Below are 16,061 nucleotides of genomic sequence, written 5' to 3'. Positions count from 1 at the left end.
TTGGGTTTTTCCGGCGGCCTGGGAGTGGCATCGGGCCTGCCGAAGCTGGGCGGCAAAGGATCGCAGATCCTTTGCCGCCCAGCGAAGGGGCGGGGCCGCCGGAAAAATCCAACGGCCCCGCACCTTGTAACGCTAAACCGACTTAGACGCGCGGCTTTTCGCGCATCTCGAAGGTCTCGATGATGTCACCTTCGTTGATGTCGTTGAACGAGCCCAGACCGATACCACACTCGAAGTCCGTGCGGACCTCGGTGGCGTCGTCCTTGAAGCGCTTGAGCGTCTCAACGGTGAGGTTGTCACCAATGATCTTGCCGTCGCGGCTGATGCGGGCCTTCGTGTTGCGTCGGATAACACCCGAGCGAACGATGGAACCGGCGATGTTTCCGAACTTGGAGGAACGGAACACCTCGCGGACCTCGGCGGTGCCAAGCTGGACCTCTTCGTACTCCGGCTTGAGCATGCCCTTGAGAGCCAGCTCAATGTCATCGATTGCTGCGTAGATGACGGAGTAGAAGCGCATGTCCACGCCTTCGCGGTCTGCCAGTTCGGCAACACGCTCGGCGGGCTTGACGTTGAAGCCGATGATGACGGCACTGTCGACCGTTGCCAGGTTGACGTCGTTCTGCGTGATCGCACCGACACCGCGGTGGATGATGCGCAGCTGGACGCCTTCGCCGACATCGATCTTGAGCAGCGCGTCTTCGAGGGCTTCCACGGCACCGGACACGTCACCCTTGAGGATGAGGTTGAGGGTGTCGATCTTGCCTTCGGCGACTGCCTGGTCGAAGTCTTCCAGGCTGATGCGCTTGCGGCGCTTGGCCAGGGCGGCGTTGCGGTCGGCGGTTTCACGCTTCTCGGCGATCTGGCGGGCGGTGCGCTCGTCAGCAGTCACGAAGAAGGTGTCGCCGGCGCGGGGCACGTTGGACAGACCCAGGACCTGAACGGGGCGGGATGGACCGGCCTCGGTCAGGGCGCTGCCGTCGTCGTCGAACATCGCACGGACGCGGCCGTGGGCCGTGCCTGCCACGATGGTGTCGCCGACGTGCAGGGTACCGGACTGAACCAGGACGGTGGCAACCGCGCCGCGGCCCTTGTCCAGGTTGGCTTCAATCGCGATACCGCGGGCGTCCTTGTTCGGGTTGGCGCGCATGTCCAGGGCTGCGTCCGCGGTAAGCAGGACAGCCTCGAGCAGCTCGTCGATGTTCAGGTTCTGGCGGGCAGAGACCTCCACGAACATGGTGTCGCCACCGTATTCTTCCGGAACCAGTCCGTACTCGGTCAGCTGGCCGCGGACCTTCTCCGGGTTGGCGCCTTCCTTGTCGATCTTGTTCACGGCCACGACGATCGGCACGTTGGCCGCCTGGGCGTGGTTGAGGGCTTCAACGGTCTGCGGCATAACGCCGTCGTCCGCTGCGACCACGAGGATGGCGATGTCAGTGACCTTCGCACCACGGGCACGCATGGCGGTGAACGCCTCGTGGCCCGGAGTATCGATGAAGGTGATCTTGCGATCGGTACCTTCGTGAGCGTGCGTGACCTGGTAAGCACCGATGTGCTGCGTGATGCCGCCGTGCTCGCCCGCCATAACGTCGGACTTGCGGATGGCATCGAGCAGGCGGGTCTTACCGTGGTCAACGTGACCCATGACGGTGACAACCGGAGGACGTGCCTCGAGTTCCTCGTCGCCTTCGGCTTCGAGCTCGGCGTCGAAGTCGATGTCGAAACCGGAGAGCAGCTCGCGCTCCTCATCCTCCGGGGATACGACCTGGAGCTTGTAGCCAAGCTCCTCGCCCAGCAGGGCGAAGGTCTCTTCATCCAGCGACTGCGTGGCGGTAGCCATTTCGCCGAGGTGGAAGAGGACGGTCACCAGTGCGGCGGGGTTCGCCTCGATCTTGTCGGCAAAGTCCGTGATGGACGAGCCACGGCGAAGCCGGACCACGGTGTTGCCGTCGCCGCGGGGCACACTGACGCCACCCAGCGACGGAGCACTCATCTGCTCGAGTTCCTGGCGCTTGGCACGCTTCGACTTGCGCTGCTTGCCACGGCCTGCGCCGCCCTTGCCGAAAGCACCCTGGGTGCCACCGCGGCCGCGGCCGCCCTTGCCGAAGCCACCGCCGGCAGGAGCACCGCCACCACCGGTGCCGGGAGCACCGGTACCTGGAGCGCCACCCGGACGGCCCGGACCGCGGCCGCCGCCACCGGGACGGCCTGCACCGGCGGGTGCGGGACGTTCGGTGCGGTTGGGCATCATGCCGGGAGTCGGACGGTTTCCGCCGGCTCCGGCCGGCCGGCCAGCGCCTGCTGCGCCGGCCGGACGCGGGGCGCCCGGACGTGCACCCGGAGCGCCGCCGGTGCGGGGAGCACCCGGACGGGGACCACCAGCGCCTGCTGCGGGACGGGGACCGCCGGGGCGTTCGCCCTCGGTGCGGCTTCCGCCCGGACGCGGCATGCCCTGAGAAGGAGCGAACGGGTTGTTACCCGGACGCGAAGGACGTTCGGTGTCACCGCCGCGGCCGCGGGGCATGCCCTGGGACGTGGCGAACGGGTTGTTGCCGGGACGGGGACCGCCCGGACGGGGCGCGGAACCGGACTGGCGTGCCGGAGCAGCTTCGGCCTTCGGAGCCGGACGTGCGCCCGGCTTGGCACCTGTTGACGGGGCACCTGCTGAGGGCGAGGCTGCGGCCGGCGCAGCTGCCGACGGTGCAGCAGGAGCAGCCGCTGCCGGAGCCGCCGGAGCGGCCTGGGCAGGCGCCGGCGCTGCAGCGGGGGCTGCTGGAGCCGGGGTTTCAGCCGCGGGAGCCGGAGCCTTGGGAGCTGCCGGGCCCGGCGCAGGCGCGGGACGGGTAGCTGAAGGGCTTGCAGGCGCCTTGGGCGCGGAGGCGGGGGCTTCGGTCTTCGAAGCGCCGGCGCCGGGGTAAGCGTTGCGGAGTTTCCTCACAACGGGGGCCTCAATGGTGGAAGAGGCAGAGCGAACGAATTCGCCCAGTTCCTGCAGTTTGGTTACTGCATCTTTGGAAGTAATACCGAGCTCTTTAGCAAGCTCATGTACGCGGACCTTGGCCACATTTCTCCTGTCTCGGTCCGCACCGAGCCAGGCACGAACCGTCTACTTCTTACTGCGGGCCTCCGCCGCGAACGCAGCTGGAAGGCCCATTGCAGAGCGCAACAAAGTTGTCATCGTTGCGCACTCATCGGTGGGAACTCATCGGGTTTCCATCAGTTTTCTGACCCGCTTTCAGGTTGGACGGTTTTTGCTGCGGCCACCGGAGTGTCCACGGCTTGCGTGCCTGCCGTTATCCGGCGTTCGACGTCGGCTGTTCCGGCCGCACCCGGGAGGGCACGTCCAAAAGCTCGCCGCTTGACCGCCAGCGCCAGGCACGTTTCGCTGGGATGCAGCCATGCACCCCTGCCAGCCATCCGGCGTCGTTCGTCAACCACGACGGCGGAGGATCCGCCGCCTGCGGTGACTAACCGGAGTAACTCAGACCGGGAGCCTTTCTTACGGCATCCGATGCAGGTACGCTGCGGCTGATTCTCGTTGTGAAGCACTGGTGCCACTGTGAGTATCTTCCTGCCCATACATATCTGCTGCCCTGCACCACCCGTGCTGCTCAGCAGTATGACGGGTACGCTCAGGGCGCACGAACACCGGCCATAAGGCACGGTCATGTTCTATTCTAGCCCCTCGGCGGTACGTGCCCCGAAACGACGGGTCCAAAGCCGGGGGCCGTCCGCGGTGGCGGGCCGCTGACGCGGCCTAGTTTTCGCGCGGAACCGCAGCGTCCGAGACGATGTCGATCCGCCAGCCGGTCAGCTTGGCGGCCAGGCGGGCGTTCTGGCCCTCCTTGCCGATGGCCAGGGACAGCTGATAATCGGGCACCACAACACGGGCCGAGCGCGTAGCCTCGTCCGTGATGGTGACCGAATTCACGCGCGACGGCGAGAGGGCACTGGCGATGAACGTCGCCGGATCATCGCTGTAATCGACGATGTCGATCTTCTCGTCGTTGAGTTCGGTCATCACTGCCCGGACCCGTGAGCCCATCTCCCCGATGCAGGCACCCTTGGCATTGATGCCCGGGATGTTGGCCTTGACGGCGATCTTGGTGCGGTGGCCGGCTTCGCGGGCCAAGGCCACGATCTCCACCGAGTGGTCGGCGATTTCGGGGACCTCGAGCTCGAACAGCTTCCGGACCAGGCCCGGGTGTGAACGGGACAGCGTGATGGACGGACCCTTGGTGCCCCGGTGCACGTCGATCACGAAGGCGCGGAGCCTGTTGCCATGGATGTACTTCTCACCGGGAACCTGCTCGGGCGGCGGCAGCAGCGCCTCCACCGTTCCAAGGTTGACCTGGATCATGTGCGGGTTGTTGCCCTGCTGGATGGTGCCCGCCACGAGTTCGCCTTCGCGGCCCTTGAACTGCCCCAGGACGTTGTCGTCCTCGGCGTCACGCAGCCGCTGGAGGATGATCTGCCGGGCGGTGCTGGCGGCGATGCGCCCGAAGCCGGCCGGGGTGTCTTCGAACTCGCCAATGGGGGCGCCGTCGTCGTCGATCTCCGTTGCCCAGATGGTCACGTGGCCGCTCTTGCGGTCCAGTTCCGCGCGGGCCTTCTCGAAGGCTCCCGGTGACTTGTGGTAAGCCACCAGCAGTGCCTGCTCGATGGTGGGGATCAGGAGGTCCAGCGGGATTTCACGCTCACGCTCCAGAAGTCTCAGTGCGCTCATGTCAATATCCATCAGGCCTCCTCAGAAGGTCCATTGTGTTCATCTTCCAGACCGACCTCATCAAGGTGGCTGAACTCTATCTCGACTTTTCCATTACGGATCCTGTCGAAAGGAATTTTCTCGGGCTCGCCCTGCTTGGGCTTCATGCCCTTCTTGGCCGCGATCTCCGGAACGAGCGTCACGCCGTCGTCGTCAACGGACTGGATCCTGCCGGTGATGTTCTCCCCCTGGATGATGTTCACGTTGACCATGCGCCCGCGGGCACGGTGCCAGTGCCGCGGCTCGGTCAGGGGCCGGCCGACGCCCGGGGAGGAGACCTCGAGGTCGTAGGGCCGGCTGTCGTAGCTGGGGTCGCTGTCCAGGATGCCGGAGAGCTCCCTGGAGATCTCCGCAATTACGTCCAGGCTCACGCCCCCGGTTTCCTCCTGCGGCAGGTCCACTACAACGTGGACCACACGGTTGGCGCCTGCGATCTGGATGGACACGTCCTCCAGGTAGAGCCGGTGCGCCTGGACGGAGGGTTCCAATAACGCCCGGAGGCGCTCGGCCTCAAAATTATGCACGGATGCGGCCTCAGCCTTACCCGTCCCGGTCCGGTCTGATGAAGTCGTGGCTTCTGCATTACTCACGATGCCGGCCGCCTCCCGCTAGATGATGTTGTGACTACTAGCGTAGCGATTTTATGGGCGCCGTGGTGCACGGAGTTCCTGCCCGGCATGACAACATGGTCTGTTGTGAAAGACGACACCAAGGAAAAGAGGCCGCCGGCCCGCTATTTCCGGTACGGCATCCTTGCGTCGATAGCCCTGTTGATCATCAGCCTGGGCGTGGCCCTCGTTCCGGGTACCCCGCCTAAGGGCCCGGAACCCGCTTTTTCCGAACGGGCACGGGCCTCTGCCCTTGCCGAAGCGACTGATCTGCGAGCGGCAGGCGGCCAGCTCGCCGACCGCACGACCGGTGCGGAGCGCCTGGCTCTTTTGCAGACTGTGACATTGCTGACAACCCAGGCCCGGGCGCTCATGACTCCGCCGGGTCAAGGTCCGGGCCAGCTCCCTTCCAAAGCCGCTGCCGGCGGCTCCTCCGGAACGTCCGCCGCAAAGCCTTCTGGAACGCCGTCACCCGCCGCAGTCCCAGCCAACAGTGCCCCGGCATCAAGTGCCGCCCTCGCCGCTGCACTGTCCGTCAGCGGAAAGCAGCGCCTTGCGGATGCGGAAACGGCCGACGGCGGGATGGCACGTCTGCTCGCCGCCACCGGCGCCGCTCAACTGCTTCAGGCGTCATTGCTCGCACCCTCTACGGAGCCTGCCGAAACAGGCCCGCAAGCCACACCTCCCCCGGCCGCGGACACGGGCACGGGCTCCTGTGCGCCGTCGTCCGGAAACACCACCCTGGCGGCCGCGCTGGCCATCACCGTCAAGACCGAGGCTGAAACCGTTTACGGCTACCAGGTTGCCCTCGCCCGGCTGGAAGGCAACGCCGCCCGCTCGGCGTCCGAACTCCTGGCCCGTCATGAATCCGTGGAAAGCGAAGCCGAAGCCCTGAGCCGGCTGCATTGCGCAAACATTCCGCCCAGGGAGGCCGGCTACACCTTGGGCCCGCTCTTTATTGACGCGCCGGCGGCAGGCCTCGGGGGCCTTGAGGCCGGCACGCTGCCGGTCTACGGTGACCTGGTGGCGCTCAGTGAAGGCAACACCCGCAAATGGGCGGTCTCCGGCCTTGTTGCCGCAGCCCGGCGCGCTGCGCTCTGGGGCGCCGACCCCGGCGCCCTGCCCGGCATCGTGGTGGACACCGCCCAACTGCCGGCGCTTCCCGCGGAGACCGCAACAGCCGCCCCTGCCACCCCACAGGAACCCGGCGAAAACGGGCACTGAGACTGCGCGGGTGCCACCCTGCGAGCTTTGCCTTGCCTTGCTTAGTCTTGTATTACTGGCAAGCTTGACGGTCCAGGTGGTTTGCTGGAGTCATGGACACCACCGGAGCAGCAACACTTCATGACAACGAGCCGCACGGCAATGACATCGCCCAGCGCCTGAACTGGCTCCGCGCGGGAGTGCTGGGGGCCAATGACGGAATTGTCTCCGTGGCCGCCATTGTGGTGGGCGTCGCCGGTGTAACCACGCAAACCGGACCCATTCTTACGGCCGGTGCAGCCGGCTTGGTGGGTGGCGCCATCTCCATGGCCCTGGGTGAGTACGTCTCCGTCAGCAGCCAGAGCGACAGCCAAAAAGCCCTCATCGAAAAAGAGCGCCGAGAGCTCCAGGAGCAGCCTGAGGAAGAGCTGGCCGAACTTACGGCGATCTATCAGGGCAAGGGCCTGAGCGCCCACACCGCACAGGCCGTGGCCAAGGAGCTCACGGAGCACGACGCCCTGGCCGCCCACCTGTCCGCGGAGCTGAACATTGACCAGGAAGACATTGTCAGTCCCTGGCACGCCGCGTTCGCCTCCGCCATTGCCTTCATCGTGGGCGCCATCCTGCCAATGCTCGCCATTCTCCTCCCGCCTGAAAACATCAGGGTTCCCCTGACCTTCGGCGCAGTCCTGGTGGCGCTGGCGGCAACCGGGTCCCTGGGGGCCTGGATCGGCGGCGGTTCCAGGTCCAGGGCGGCGGTCAGGGTGGTTGTTGGCGGGGCGCTCGCGCTGGCAGCAACATACGGCATCGGCAAGCTGCTGGGTGCCGCCGGCGTGGTCTGATATCCCGCGAAAGGGACCCGGGGCAACCTGCCATCCCGGGGTGCCCGGGGTCACCGGGGGGCGGGTCAACGCGGGGGCGGGTCAACTAGGGGCGGGTCGACGCGGGGCCCGGGTCAACGCGGGGGGCGGGTCAACTACGCTGGAGTTGATGAGTTCCGCCCCAGACATCCCCATTCCGCCCGCGCTCGCACGCAGGTTCAGCGGCAGCAGCCCGGGACGTGCCTGGCTCGCGTCCTTGCCCGGGCTGATCCGCGGGCGCCTTGAGCACTGGCAGCTGGCCGTGGACCTCGAACCCGGGCAAATGCCGTGGAACGGACACGGCGGATTGGTCATTCCGGTGCTCCAGGGTGGTGCCCGCACCGCGCTGAAGGTGGCCTACCCCCATGACGAAGCGCGGGCTGAACGGCACGCCCTGATGCTCTGGAACGGGCACGGCGCGGTCCGGCTCGTGAAATCCGATGCGGGTACCTGTTCCATGCTGCTGGAACGGCTGGAGGCGGGGCGCTCGCTCCTGGATGCCCCCATGGACGTGGCCGTGGCAGTCTGGGGCGGCCTGATGGCAAAGCTGAGCCTGGTGCCGGACCTTCGGCCCGAATGGCGCGAGTTTGATCATGTGGCCGCCCAGGCTGAACGGTGGACCGATGACCTGCCGGCGGATTGGGAGCAACTGGGGCGCCCGTTCCCCCGCTGGCTTCTGGAAGCTGCCCTGGAAGTCTGCCAGACCCGTGGCGCGGTGGGCCGGCGTGCGGGCAAGGACGTCCTGGTCAATACCGACTTCCATTTCGAAAATGTGCTCGGCAGGCCGGACTCGTCCGCATGGGAAGGGCCGGATGATTTCGCTGCGATTGATCCCCAGCCAATGATCGGTGAAGCGGAATTCGCGGTGGCACCGCTCCTGTGGAACCGCCTCCACGACCTGCCCCGCTCTGATCCCGGCACGGCATTGCTGCAACGATGCTGGGATTTCAGTGAGGCGGCGGGCCTGGATCCGGAATCTGCACGCCAGTGGGGCGTGGCCCGCGAGGTCGAAAATGCGCTGTGGTTCGCCTCGCGGCCAGCATACGGGGGTGACCTGGCACGCTCGTTATGGGTGGCAAGCACTCTGGCCGGCAAGACCCTCGGCGGTCTCCCCCACCCGCATGACCTGCCCTGCCCGGGTCAAGCCTTTACCTAGCCCTTCGTCCGGCCCGCTGCCCACTGCCGACTGCCCGCTGCCCGCTGCCCGCTGCCACGCTGACGGGCGAAGCAGCGGCTGCGCCCGCTGGTGGGAGGACTTTAGACTCTTGCCCGGGAAGGCCCACGCCAGAAGGGTGGGATGCATGCACGAGCCCCGTGGTAAGCCGCTTCATAATGACGCAGTTCCCGCCGCGGAAGACCCTGTTGCCAACCGGGACCTTCCTCGCGGCAGGCAGGAAACGGCATATCCCGCAGATCCATTTGTCCGGTATGCCGGCCGCTTCGCACGCCCCATCACGGCATTGAGGGACGAACTCCGTGAGCACCAGTCCGACCCTGCCGCTGTGTCCCGGGGGCTGGGGTTGCCGGCGGCGGCAGGCCAGGGCCCGGCGTCGTTTTTTGCGGATTTGTCCGCCCCGCATGGACGTCGGCACGTCCGTGTGTGTGGTGCCGCCGCCTGCTTCGCGGCCAGCGGCGGCCAGCATGTGGCGGCGGTCGAAGCGGCGCTCGGAATCGCCGTCGGAAGCCGAAGCGATGACGGCGCGGTGTCACTCCAGGAGGTGCGCTGCCTGGGTTACTGCTTCTCGGGTCCAGCCGCCCTCGACGGCGGGGACGCCTGCGCCGGCATCGATGTGGCGTCTCAGCTCCGGGACAGTTCGCGTCGACGCAGCCCGTCCATCCCGGTGCAGTGCGATGCTCCCGTGCCCGTGGTGACGGCGGGACTCCTCGGAGGGTCGCAGCCGTGGTCGGTGTGGCCGGGAATCGTGGCCGCCGGTGCATCCGGGGATGTCCTGGCACAGGTCGAGTCGGCGGGGCTGCGGGGCCGCGGAGGGGCGGGGTTCCGGGCTGCGGCCAAGTGGCGGGCCGCCTTGGCCCACCCTGGGCCGCGGATCGTGGTGGCCAACGGCGACGAGGGGGATCCGGGATCGTACGCAGACCGCCTGCTGATGGAGCGGGACCCGCACCGGGTGCTGGAGGGGCTTGCCCTGGCTTGCTATGCGGTCGGTTCGGCCACGGGCATCGTGTTTGTCCGGTCGGAGTACCCCCAGGCCGTGGAACGGCTCCAGGAGGCGGTGAGGGAGGCCATCTCGGCGGGACATCTGGGACCGGATGCGGAGGGTGCGGGCTTCAGCCTTGAGGTCCGGGTGGTGGAAGGCGCCGGGTCCTATGTGTCCGGTGAGGAAACCGCATTGTTGAACGGCCTTGAGGGCGCGCGCGGGGTGGTGCGGCCCCGGCCGCCGTATCCCACTGAACGTGGACTCCACGGTCGGCCAACCGTCGTCAACAATGTCGAAACCCTCAGTGCCGTCCCCTGGATTGTGCAGCACGGCGGCCAGGCGTACGCCGCCCTGGGGACCGCCGATGAGCCCGGCACACTCTTGGTCTGCCTGTCCGAGCGGTTCCGCCGGCCCGGGGCCTACGAGGTGGAGATCGGGACCCCGCTGCGGCACGTGGTGGAAGACCTCGGGGGCGGATTACGGGACGGGGCAGCCCTGCGCGCCCTGCAGATCGGCGGACCCTTGGGCGGCTTCCTGGGCCCCGGGGACCTCGACGTCCGCCTCAGCGAGTCCGCGCTGTCCGGATTTGGGGCGGCGCTGGGCCATGCGGGCATTGTGGCCTTCGATGACAGGGTCTCGGGGGAGGATGTGCTGAGAAATCTGTGGGATTTCGCCGCGGCGGAGAGCTGCGGCCAATGCTCGCCATGCCGGGTGGGCTCGTGGCGGGGCCGGGCACTGGCGGACGTGCACGGTCCGGCGGCGCGGCGGGAACGCGCCGCCGTGCTCCGCACTATGGCCTCGGGCAGCCTCTGCGCGTTTGGCCGCCGGGTGCCGGCGGCTGTGCGCAGCCTGGTCCGTGTGTATGGGCTCGACGGCTGGTCGGACGCCTGGCCGGACGGCAGGACACCATGACGGTGCTGGTGAAAGTTTACGTGGACGGGATACCGGTCGACGTCGCGGCCGGAGCCCCGCTCCTTGATGCCGTCCGTGCCGCCGGACTGACGGTTCCCACGTTGTGCCACGACGCCCGGCTCACCACGGTTGCCTCGTGCCGTACGTGCCTTGTTGACGTCGCTGGCCACGGTCCGGCTGCAGCCTGCAGCACCCCCGCCGTGGACGGAGTCCGGATCTCGGTGCAGGGAGCCTGGGACCTCAGGCGCGATGCCTTGCAGACAATCGTGGCCGGCCTGCCAGGCAGAGCCTTGGAGGTGCCGGCGGACCGCAGCGAGTTGAGCCGTGAGTGCGCCGAGTACGGTGTCACCGCACTCCCCGGCGTGGTCCAGCTGCCTGTTCGGGGAACGGACCATTCCCACCCGTACGTCAAGCTGGACCGCGACCTGTGCATCGCCTGCGGGCGGTGCGTCCGCGCCTGTGCGGAGATCCAGGGGACCTTCGCACTGACGCTGGCGGGCCGGGGCGCCGACACCGTGGTGGCGCCGGGAACCGGCGGCCCGTGGGCGGCGTCCGACTGTGTGTCCTGCGGCGCCTGCGTCGATACCTGCCCCACCGGCGCATTGTCGGAGCCCGGCCTGCTCAATTTGCTGCCCATCGAGCGCACCACCCTCACCACCTGCGGATATTGCGGCGTGGGCTGTGCGCTCAAGGTCTCCACCCGGGATGAGAGGATCCTCACCATACGCCCCGCAGCCGAGGGGTCGGTCAACCGGGGCCATGCCTGCGTCAAGGGCCGCTTCGCGCACGGGTTCCTGGATTCAACCGAGCGCCTCGCCACGCCTCTCATCCGCCGGGATGGAATACTGAGTCCCGCCAGCTGGGAGGAAGCCATCAGCTACGTCGGTGTCAGGCTGACTGAGATCCGGAAGGGGCAGCCTGACGGCTTCGCGATTATTTCATCGGCACGGGCCACCAACGAGGAGAACTACCTCGCACAGAAGTTCGCCCGCGCCGTCATGGGGACGAACAACGTCGATAATTGCGCCCGTCTCTGCCACGCTCCCTCGGCGGCCGGCCTGGCAGCGACCTTTGGCCTGGGTGGCGGCACGAATCCGTTTGATGACCTGGACGGCGCCGACCTGGTCCTGCTGGTTGGCGCCAACCCCACCGAGGCACACCCGGTGGTGGGCTCCCGGATCTTCCAGCGGGTGCTGGCCGGCGCCCGCCTGGTGGTGGTGGACCCCCGCCGCACCTACCTGGCCAGGCACGCCGATGTACACCTGCGGCCGCGGCCTGGCACAAACGTGGCGGTGTTCAACGGGCTCGCGCACATCCTGGTCCGCGAAGGCCTGGCCGACACTGCATTCCTCCGCGCGCACACAAGCGGGTACGACGAGCTGGTGGAGCTGCTCGGTGACTACCCGCCGGACCGGGTGGCCCACATCTCGGGTGTGCCGGCAGCTGAGCTCGTAAGGGCTGCAGTGACCTTCGGCCAGGCCGGGTCGCCGTCCATCTTCTATGGGCTCGGGGTCACCGAGCACCTCCACGGCACAGACGGGGTGCGCACCCTGTCCAATTTGGCTCTGCTGCGCGGAGCGGTGGGGCCGGGCTTAGGCGGCGGGATCAACCCGCTCAGGGGCCAGAACAATGTCCAGGGCGCGTGCGACATGGGCGCCATGCCCGATCTGCTCCCGGGTTACCAGAAGGTGGTTGAGGCCGGGGTCCGCGAGCGGTTCGCCCAGGCCTGGCAGGTTCCCGTGCCTCCGACGCCGGGGCTGAGGATCCCACAGATGTTCGCAGCAGCCCGGAACGGGTCGCTCAAGGCCTTGTGGGTGATCGGGGAGGACGTGCTCGCCACCGACCCGGACAGCAGCTCCGTGCGGGCAGCACTGGAGGCCTGCCCCTTAGTGATCTGCAATGATTTGTTCCTCTCCCCCACCGCCGCCGCGGCGGACGTTGTATTCCCGGTGGCCGCGTGGCTTGAGAAAGATGGCACCTTCGTCAACTTCGACCGGCGTTTCCAACGGGTGCGGCCGGCCGTGCCGCCCCCGCCCGGCGCCCGTACCGACTTTGCGGTGCTGCAGGCCGTGGCCGCAGGCATGGGCGCTGACCTTGGGTGCGCGACCCCCGCGGAAGCCATGGCTGAGTGCGCCGGCCTGTCGTCCCTTTTCGGCGGAATCTCGCACGACCGGCTGGACCTGACCGGCCCCCTGCACTGGCCCTGCGCCTCCGCCGCGGACCCCGGAACGCCGCGGCTGTACCAGGACCGGTTCGCAACTCCGGACGGGCTGGCCCACCTTGCCGCCAGGCCTTATCTGCCGCCGGGCGAACAGTGCGATGCCGCTTTCCCGTACCTGCTCATCACAGGCCGCCGCGGCGAACATTACAACTCCGGCAGCATGACCCGGCGGACCGCGAACATCAGCCTTCTCGCCCGGGAGGAGCTCGACGTCGGCCCCGGCGATGCCGCCGCGCTGGGCGTGGTGGACGGCGACCGCGTGGAGCTGGCCAGCCGGCACGGGAAGGCGCGGCTGCGGATCAGGATCACGGACGATGTGGAGCCGGGCCAGGTGTTCGCCGCATTCCATTTCCCCGGTTCCACAGTCAACGCCCTGACCTCCGCCGTCGAGGACGAGGTGACAGGCTGCCCGGAATACAAAGTGACCGCCGTCCGCATCAGCGGCAGCAACATCCTCTGACAGGGGGCGTGATCCCCGGAGCGTGACCCCCTGGGGGCCGGTCTCTAGTGGAAGGTGTCCTGCCAGACGTCGAAGCCGAGCTTGATAATCAGAGCACCCACCACGGCCAGGAAGACGTTGCGGATGAAGGAGCTTCCCTGCTTCACGGCGGTCCGGGCTCCGACGTACCCCCCTGCCATGTTCGCCAGGCCCAGGACCAGGCCCAACCCCCACAGCAGCGAGCCGTGCGGAAGGAAGAAGATCAACGCGCCGGCGTTCGTGGCCATGTTGACGATTTTCGCCTTGGCGCTTGCTTCGAGGAACGCATAGCCCATGGCTGACACCAGCGCGATGATCAGGAACGAGCCCGTTCCCGGTCCGATCAGGCCGTCGTAGAATCCGATCCCGGCCCCGATCAGGCAGGCCACCACGTAGTGGGTACGGCCGTCGTGCCGCAGCGAGGTGAGGTCGCCGACGCTTGGCTTGAACGCCGTAAAGAGCGCGACGGCCACCAGCGCCACCAGGATGATTGGCTTAAAGACGCTGGCTGGCAGCGTGGCCGCGAGCACGGCGCCGCCGAAGCTTCCCGCCAGCGCAACCACGGCCATGGGAATGGCCGTCCGCAAGTCCGGCCCCACACGGCGGTAGTAGGTCACGGCGCTGGTGGTGGTGCCGAAGATGGACCCCATCTTGTTCGTGGCCAGCGCCTGGACCGGGCTGATCCCGGGAACCAGCAAGAGCGCAGGCAACTGGATGAGGCCGCCGCCGCCCACCACGGCGTCCACCCAGCCGGCGGCAAACCCCGCGACGACGATCAGGACCAGAGTGATGAGCTGGACGGACTCGAACCCCGAAATCACGCCTTGCAGCTGTTATTTACTGCGGACGGCGTTGACCACGTAGTCAACGGCCTTGTCCACGGGCACGTTCTCCGCCTCGCCGCTGCGGCGATCCTTGATCTCCACGACGCCGTCCACGAGTCCGCGCCCGACAGCGAGGATGGTTGGTACGCCGACGAGCTCGGCGTCACCGAACTTCACGCCCGGGGACACCTTGGGGCGGTCGTCGTAGATGACCTCGAGCCCGGCGGCCTCAAGCTCCAGGGACAGTTTTTCGGCGGCGGCGAAGATCTCCTCGCCGCGGCCCACCGCCACGACATGGACGTCTGCCGGAGCCACAGCGCGTGGCCAGACCAGGCCTTTGTCGTCGTGGTTGGACTCCGCAAGGGCAGCCACGGCACGGGTCACGCCCACGCCGTAGGAGCCCATGGTCACCACCACCTGCTTGCCGTTCTGGTCCAGGACCTTCAGGTCGAGGGCTTCGGCGTACTTGCGGCCCAGCTGGAAGATGTGGCCCATTTCGATGCCGCGGGCTGTTTCGAGCGGGCCGGACCCGTCAGGGGCCTCGTCGCCGGCGCGAACCTCGGTGCACTCGATCACGCCGTCCCAGCCGAAGTCGCGGCCTGCAACGAGCCCGAAGACGTGCTTGCCGGCCTCGTTGGCGCCGGTGATCCAGGCCGTACCGCTGACGACGCGGGGATCCACGAGGTAGAGCAGTTTGGCGGCGCCTTCGGTACCGAGCAGGGGTTCGTCCAGGGAAAGGCCGGGGCCGAGGTAGCCCTTGACGATGAGGGGCTGCTTCTTCAGGTCTTCCTCGCCGGCGGCTTCAAGGGTGATCTCACCGGCAATCGGCAGGAAGGACCCGATGTTCGCTTCGACGCGCTTGAGGTCGACGCCGCGGTCGCCCGGAAGGCCGATGACCACCAGCTGGCGTTCCCCGGTGGGCAGGGTGACGGCGAGCACAACGTTCTTGAGCGTGTCCGCGGCGGTCCAGGCGCCGCCGTCGGCTTCGCTGCGCGGAACGAGGACATTGGCGGCGTCCACGAGGGTTTCAATGGTGGGCGTGTCCGGGGTGTCGCGGACTTCCGCCGCGGGGGCGTTGCTGAAGTCGATAGCGGCCGGAACAACCGTTGTGACGGCTTCGACATTGGCCGCATAGCCGCCCGCCGAGCGCACGAACGTGTCCTCGCCGATCTCGGTGGGGTGCAGGAATTCCTCGCTCTTGGAGCCGCCCATGGCGCCGGCCGTGGCCTTGACGGGAAGGACCTCAAGGCCGAGGCGCTCGAAAATCTTCAGGTAGGCCGAACGGTGCGCCGCATAGCTGGCATCCAGCCCGGCGTCGTCGATGTCAAAGGAGTAGGAGTCCTTCATGATGAACTCGCGGCCGCGCAGCAGGCCTGCCCGGGGACGGGCCTCGTCGCGGTACTTGTTCTGGATCTGGTAAATGCTCAGCGGCAGGTCCTTGTACGAGGAGTACAGGTCCTTGACCAGCAGGGTAAACATTTCCTCGTGCGTGGGGGCCAGCAGGTAGTCGTTGCCCTTGCGGTCCTTGAGCCGGAAGATGCCCTCGCCGTACTCGGTCCAGCGGTTGGTGGCCTCGTAGGGTTCCTTGGGCAGCAGCGCCGGGAAGTGGACCTCCTGCGCGCCGATGGCCGTCATCTCCTCGCGGATGACTTCCTCAACCTTGCGCAGCACGCTCAATCCAAGCGGCAGCCAGGTGTAGATACCCGGTGCGGCCCGGCGGATGTACCCGGCCCGGACCAGGAGCCGGTGGCTGGCCACTTCGGCGTCGGCGGGATCTTCACGCAGGGTGCGCAGGAACAGCTTGGAGAGTCGAAGGACCACTAGATAGGTATCCGTTTCTGGGGTAGGTCGGGGAAGCCCGGGAAACCCGGGAAAGTCGTCTGGGTACTAATCTACCGGCAAGCGCTGCGCGGCGGACGCAAAAGAGCCACGCCAGAACTTAAGGAAGCCCCTGGCCGTCTCCGGCTGGTCATCCTGTCGTGGCGTGGCTCTTTGTTGGTCTGAGAGACCGCGCGCGCCCCATTAGCGCAGCTA

At 67.5% G+C, this 16,061-nt stretch carries 11 protein-coding genes; 5 read left to right on the top strand and 6 right to left on the bottom strand.

All coding sequences use genetic code 11. From position 1 onward, the window contains the following. Positions 1-142: 142 nt before the first annotated feature. From infB to rimP, 4 genes are all read right to left on the bottom strand, one after another. A complete protein-coding gene (gene infB / locus ACP4XC_RS06920; protein WP_427174129.1) occupies positions 143-3,064 on the bottom strand; it encodes a translation initiation factor IF-2 in 2,922 nt (973 codons plus the stop codon). A 152-nt stretch (positions 3,065-3,216) separates the two neighbouring features. Then, on the bottom strand, positions 3,217-3,579 hold the full coding sequence (locus ACP4XC_RS06915; RefSeq protein WP_427174128.1) for a YlxR family protein: 363 nt from the start codon (positions 3,577-3,579) through the stop codon (positions 3,217-3,219). A gap of 178 nt (positions 3,580-3,757) precedes the next feature. Continuing rightward, a complete protein-coding gene (nusA, locus tag ACP4XC_RS06910) occupies positions 3,758-4,738 on the bottom strand; it encodes a transcription termination factor NusA (RefSeq protein ID WP_427174126.1) in 981 nt (326 codons plus the stop codon). Then, positions 4,738-5,355, bottom strand: a complete 618-nt coding sequence (gene rimP / locus ACP4XC_RS06905; RefSeq protein WP_427174124.1) for a ribosome maturation factor RimP — start codon at positions 5,353-5,355, stop codon at positions 4,738-4,740. The genes nusA and rimP overlap by 1 nt, the downstream gene beginning before the upstream one ends. 87 nt (positions 5,356-5,442) lie before the next feature. On the opposite strand from rimP, the gene ACP4XC_RS06900 reads away from it, so the two are divergent. From ACP4XC_RS06900 to fdhF, 5 genes are all read left to right on the top strand, one after another. Further along, a complete protein-coding gene (locus ACP4XC_RS06900) occupies positions 5,443-6,597 on the top strand; it encodes a DUF4439 domain-containing protein (protein WP_427174123.1) in 1,155 nt (384 codons plus the stop codon). A 92-nt stretch (positions 6,598-6,689) separates the two neighbouring features. After that, positions 6,690-7,418, top strand: a complete 729-nt coding sequence (locus ACP4XC_RS06895; protein WP_427174122.1) for a VIT1/CCC1 transporter family protein — start codon at positions 6,690-6,692, stop codon at positions 7,416-7,418. A gap of 148 nt (positions 7,419-7,566) precedes the next feature. After that, positions 7,567-8,592 carry an aminoglycoside phosphotransferase family protein gene (locus ACP4XC_RS06890; protein WP_427174120.1) on the top strand — a complete coding sequence of 342 codons (1,026 nt, stop codon included), beginning with the start codon at positions 7,567-7,569 and terminating at the stop codon, positions 8,590-8,592. Between the two features lie 145 nt (positions 8,593-8,737). Continuing rightward, complete coding sequence (locus ACP4XC_RS06885; RefSeq protein WP_427174119.1) at positions 8,738-10,504, top strand: NAD(P)H-dependent oxidoreductase subunit E; 1,767 nt, start codon at positions 8,738-8,740, stop codon at positions 10,502-10,504. Further along, complete coding sequence (gene fdhF, locus ACP4XC_RS06880) at positions 10,501-13,185, top strand: formate dehydrogenase subunit alpha (protein WP_427174117.1); 2,685 nt, start codon at positions 10,501-10,503, stop codon at positions 13,183-13,185. The genes ACP4XC_RS06885 and fdhF overlap by 4 nt, the downstream gene beginning before the upstream one ends. A gap of 44 nt (positions 13,186-13,229) precedes the next feature. Here fdhF and ACP4XC_RS06875 read toward each other — a convergent pair whose 3' ends face one another. Together ACP4XC_RS06875 and ACP4XC_RS06870 are read right to left on the bottom strand one after the other, a co-directional pair. After that, entirely contained in the window at positions 13,230-14,024 is a 795-nt protein-coding gene (locus tag ACP4XC_RS06875; protein WP_427174116.1) for a sulfite exporter TauE/SafE family protein, read from the bottom strand. A 12-nt stretch (positions 14,025-14,036) separates the two neighbouring features. After that, positions 14,037-15,848, bottom strand: coding sequence for a proline--tRNA ligase (locus ACP4XC_RS06870; RefSeq protein WP_427174115.1), 1,812 nt, complete (start codon positions 15,846-15,848; stop codon positions 14,037-14,039). Between the last annotated feature and the right edge of the window lie 213 nt (positions 15,849-16,061).

Source organism: Arthrobacter sp. 92 (genome assembly GCF_050260325.1).
In the GTDB taxonomy this organism is placed as follows: domain Bacteria; phylum Actinomycetota; class Actinomycetes; order Actinomycetales; family Micrococcaceae; genus Arthrobacter.
This window is presented reverse-complemented; position numbering and strand designations above follow the sequence as displayed.

What these genes read in the sequence shown, in the direction of transcription:
- ACP4XC_RS06915 (WP_427174128.1), bottom strand. Translation starts at nt 3,579, where the DNA reads ATGGGCAGGAAGATACTCACAGTGGCACCAGTGCTTCACAACGAGAAT.
- nusA (WP_427174126.1), bottom strand. Translation starts at nt 4,738, where the DNA reads ATGGATATTGACATGAGCGCACTGAGACTTCTGGAGCGTGAGCGTGAA.
- ACP4XC_RS06900 (WP_427174123.1), top strand. Translation starts at nt 5,443, where the DNA reads ATGACAACATGGTCTGTTGTGAAAGACGACACCAAGGAAAAGAGGCCG.
- ACP4XC_RS06895 (WP_427174122.1), top strand. Translation starts at nt 6,690, where the DNA reads ATGGACACCACCGGAGCAGCAACACTTCATGACAACGAGCCGCACGGC.
- ACP4XC_RS06890 (WP_427174120.1), top strand. Translation starts at nt 7,567, where the DNA reads ATGAGTTCCGCCCCAGACATCCCCATTCCGCCCGCGCTCGCACGCAGG.
- ACP4XC_RS06885 (WP_427174119.1), top strand. Translation starts at nt 8,738, where the DNA reads ATGCACGAGCCCCGTGGTAAGCCGCTTCATAATGACGCAGTTCCCGCC.
- fdhF (WP_427174117.1), top strand. Translation starts at nt 10,501, where the DNA reads ATGACGGTGCTGGTGAAAGTTTACGTGGACGGGATACCGGTCGACGTC.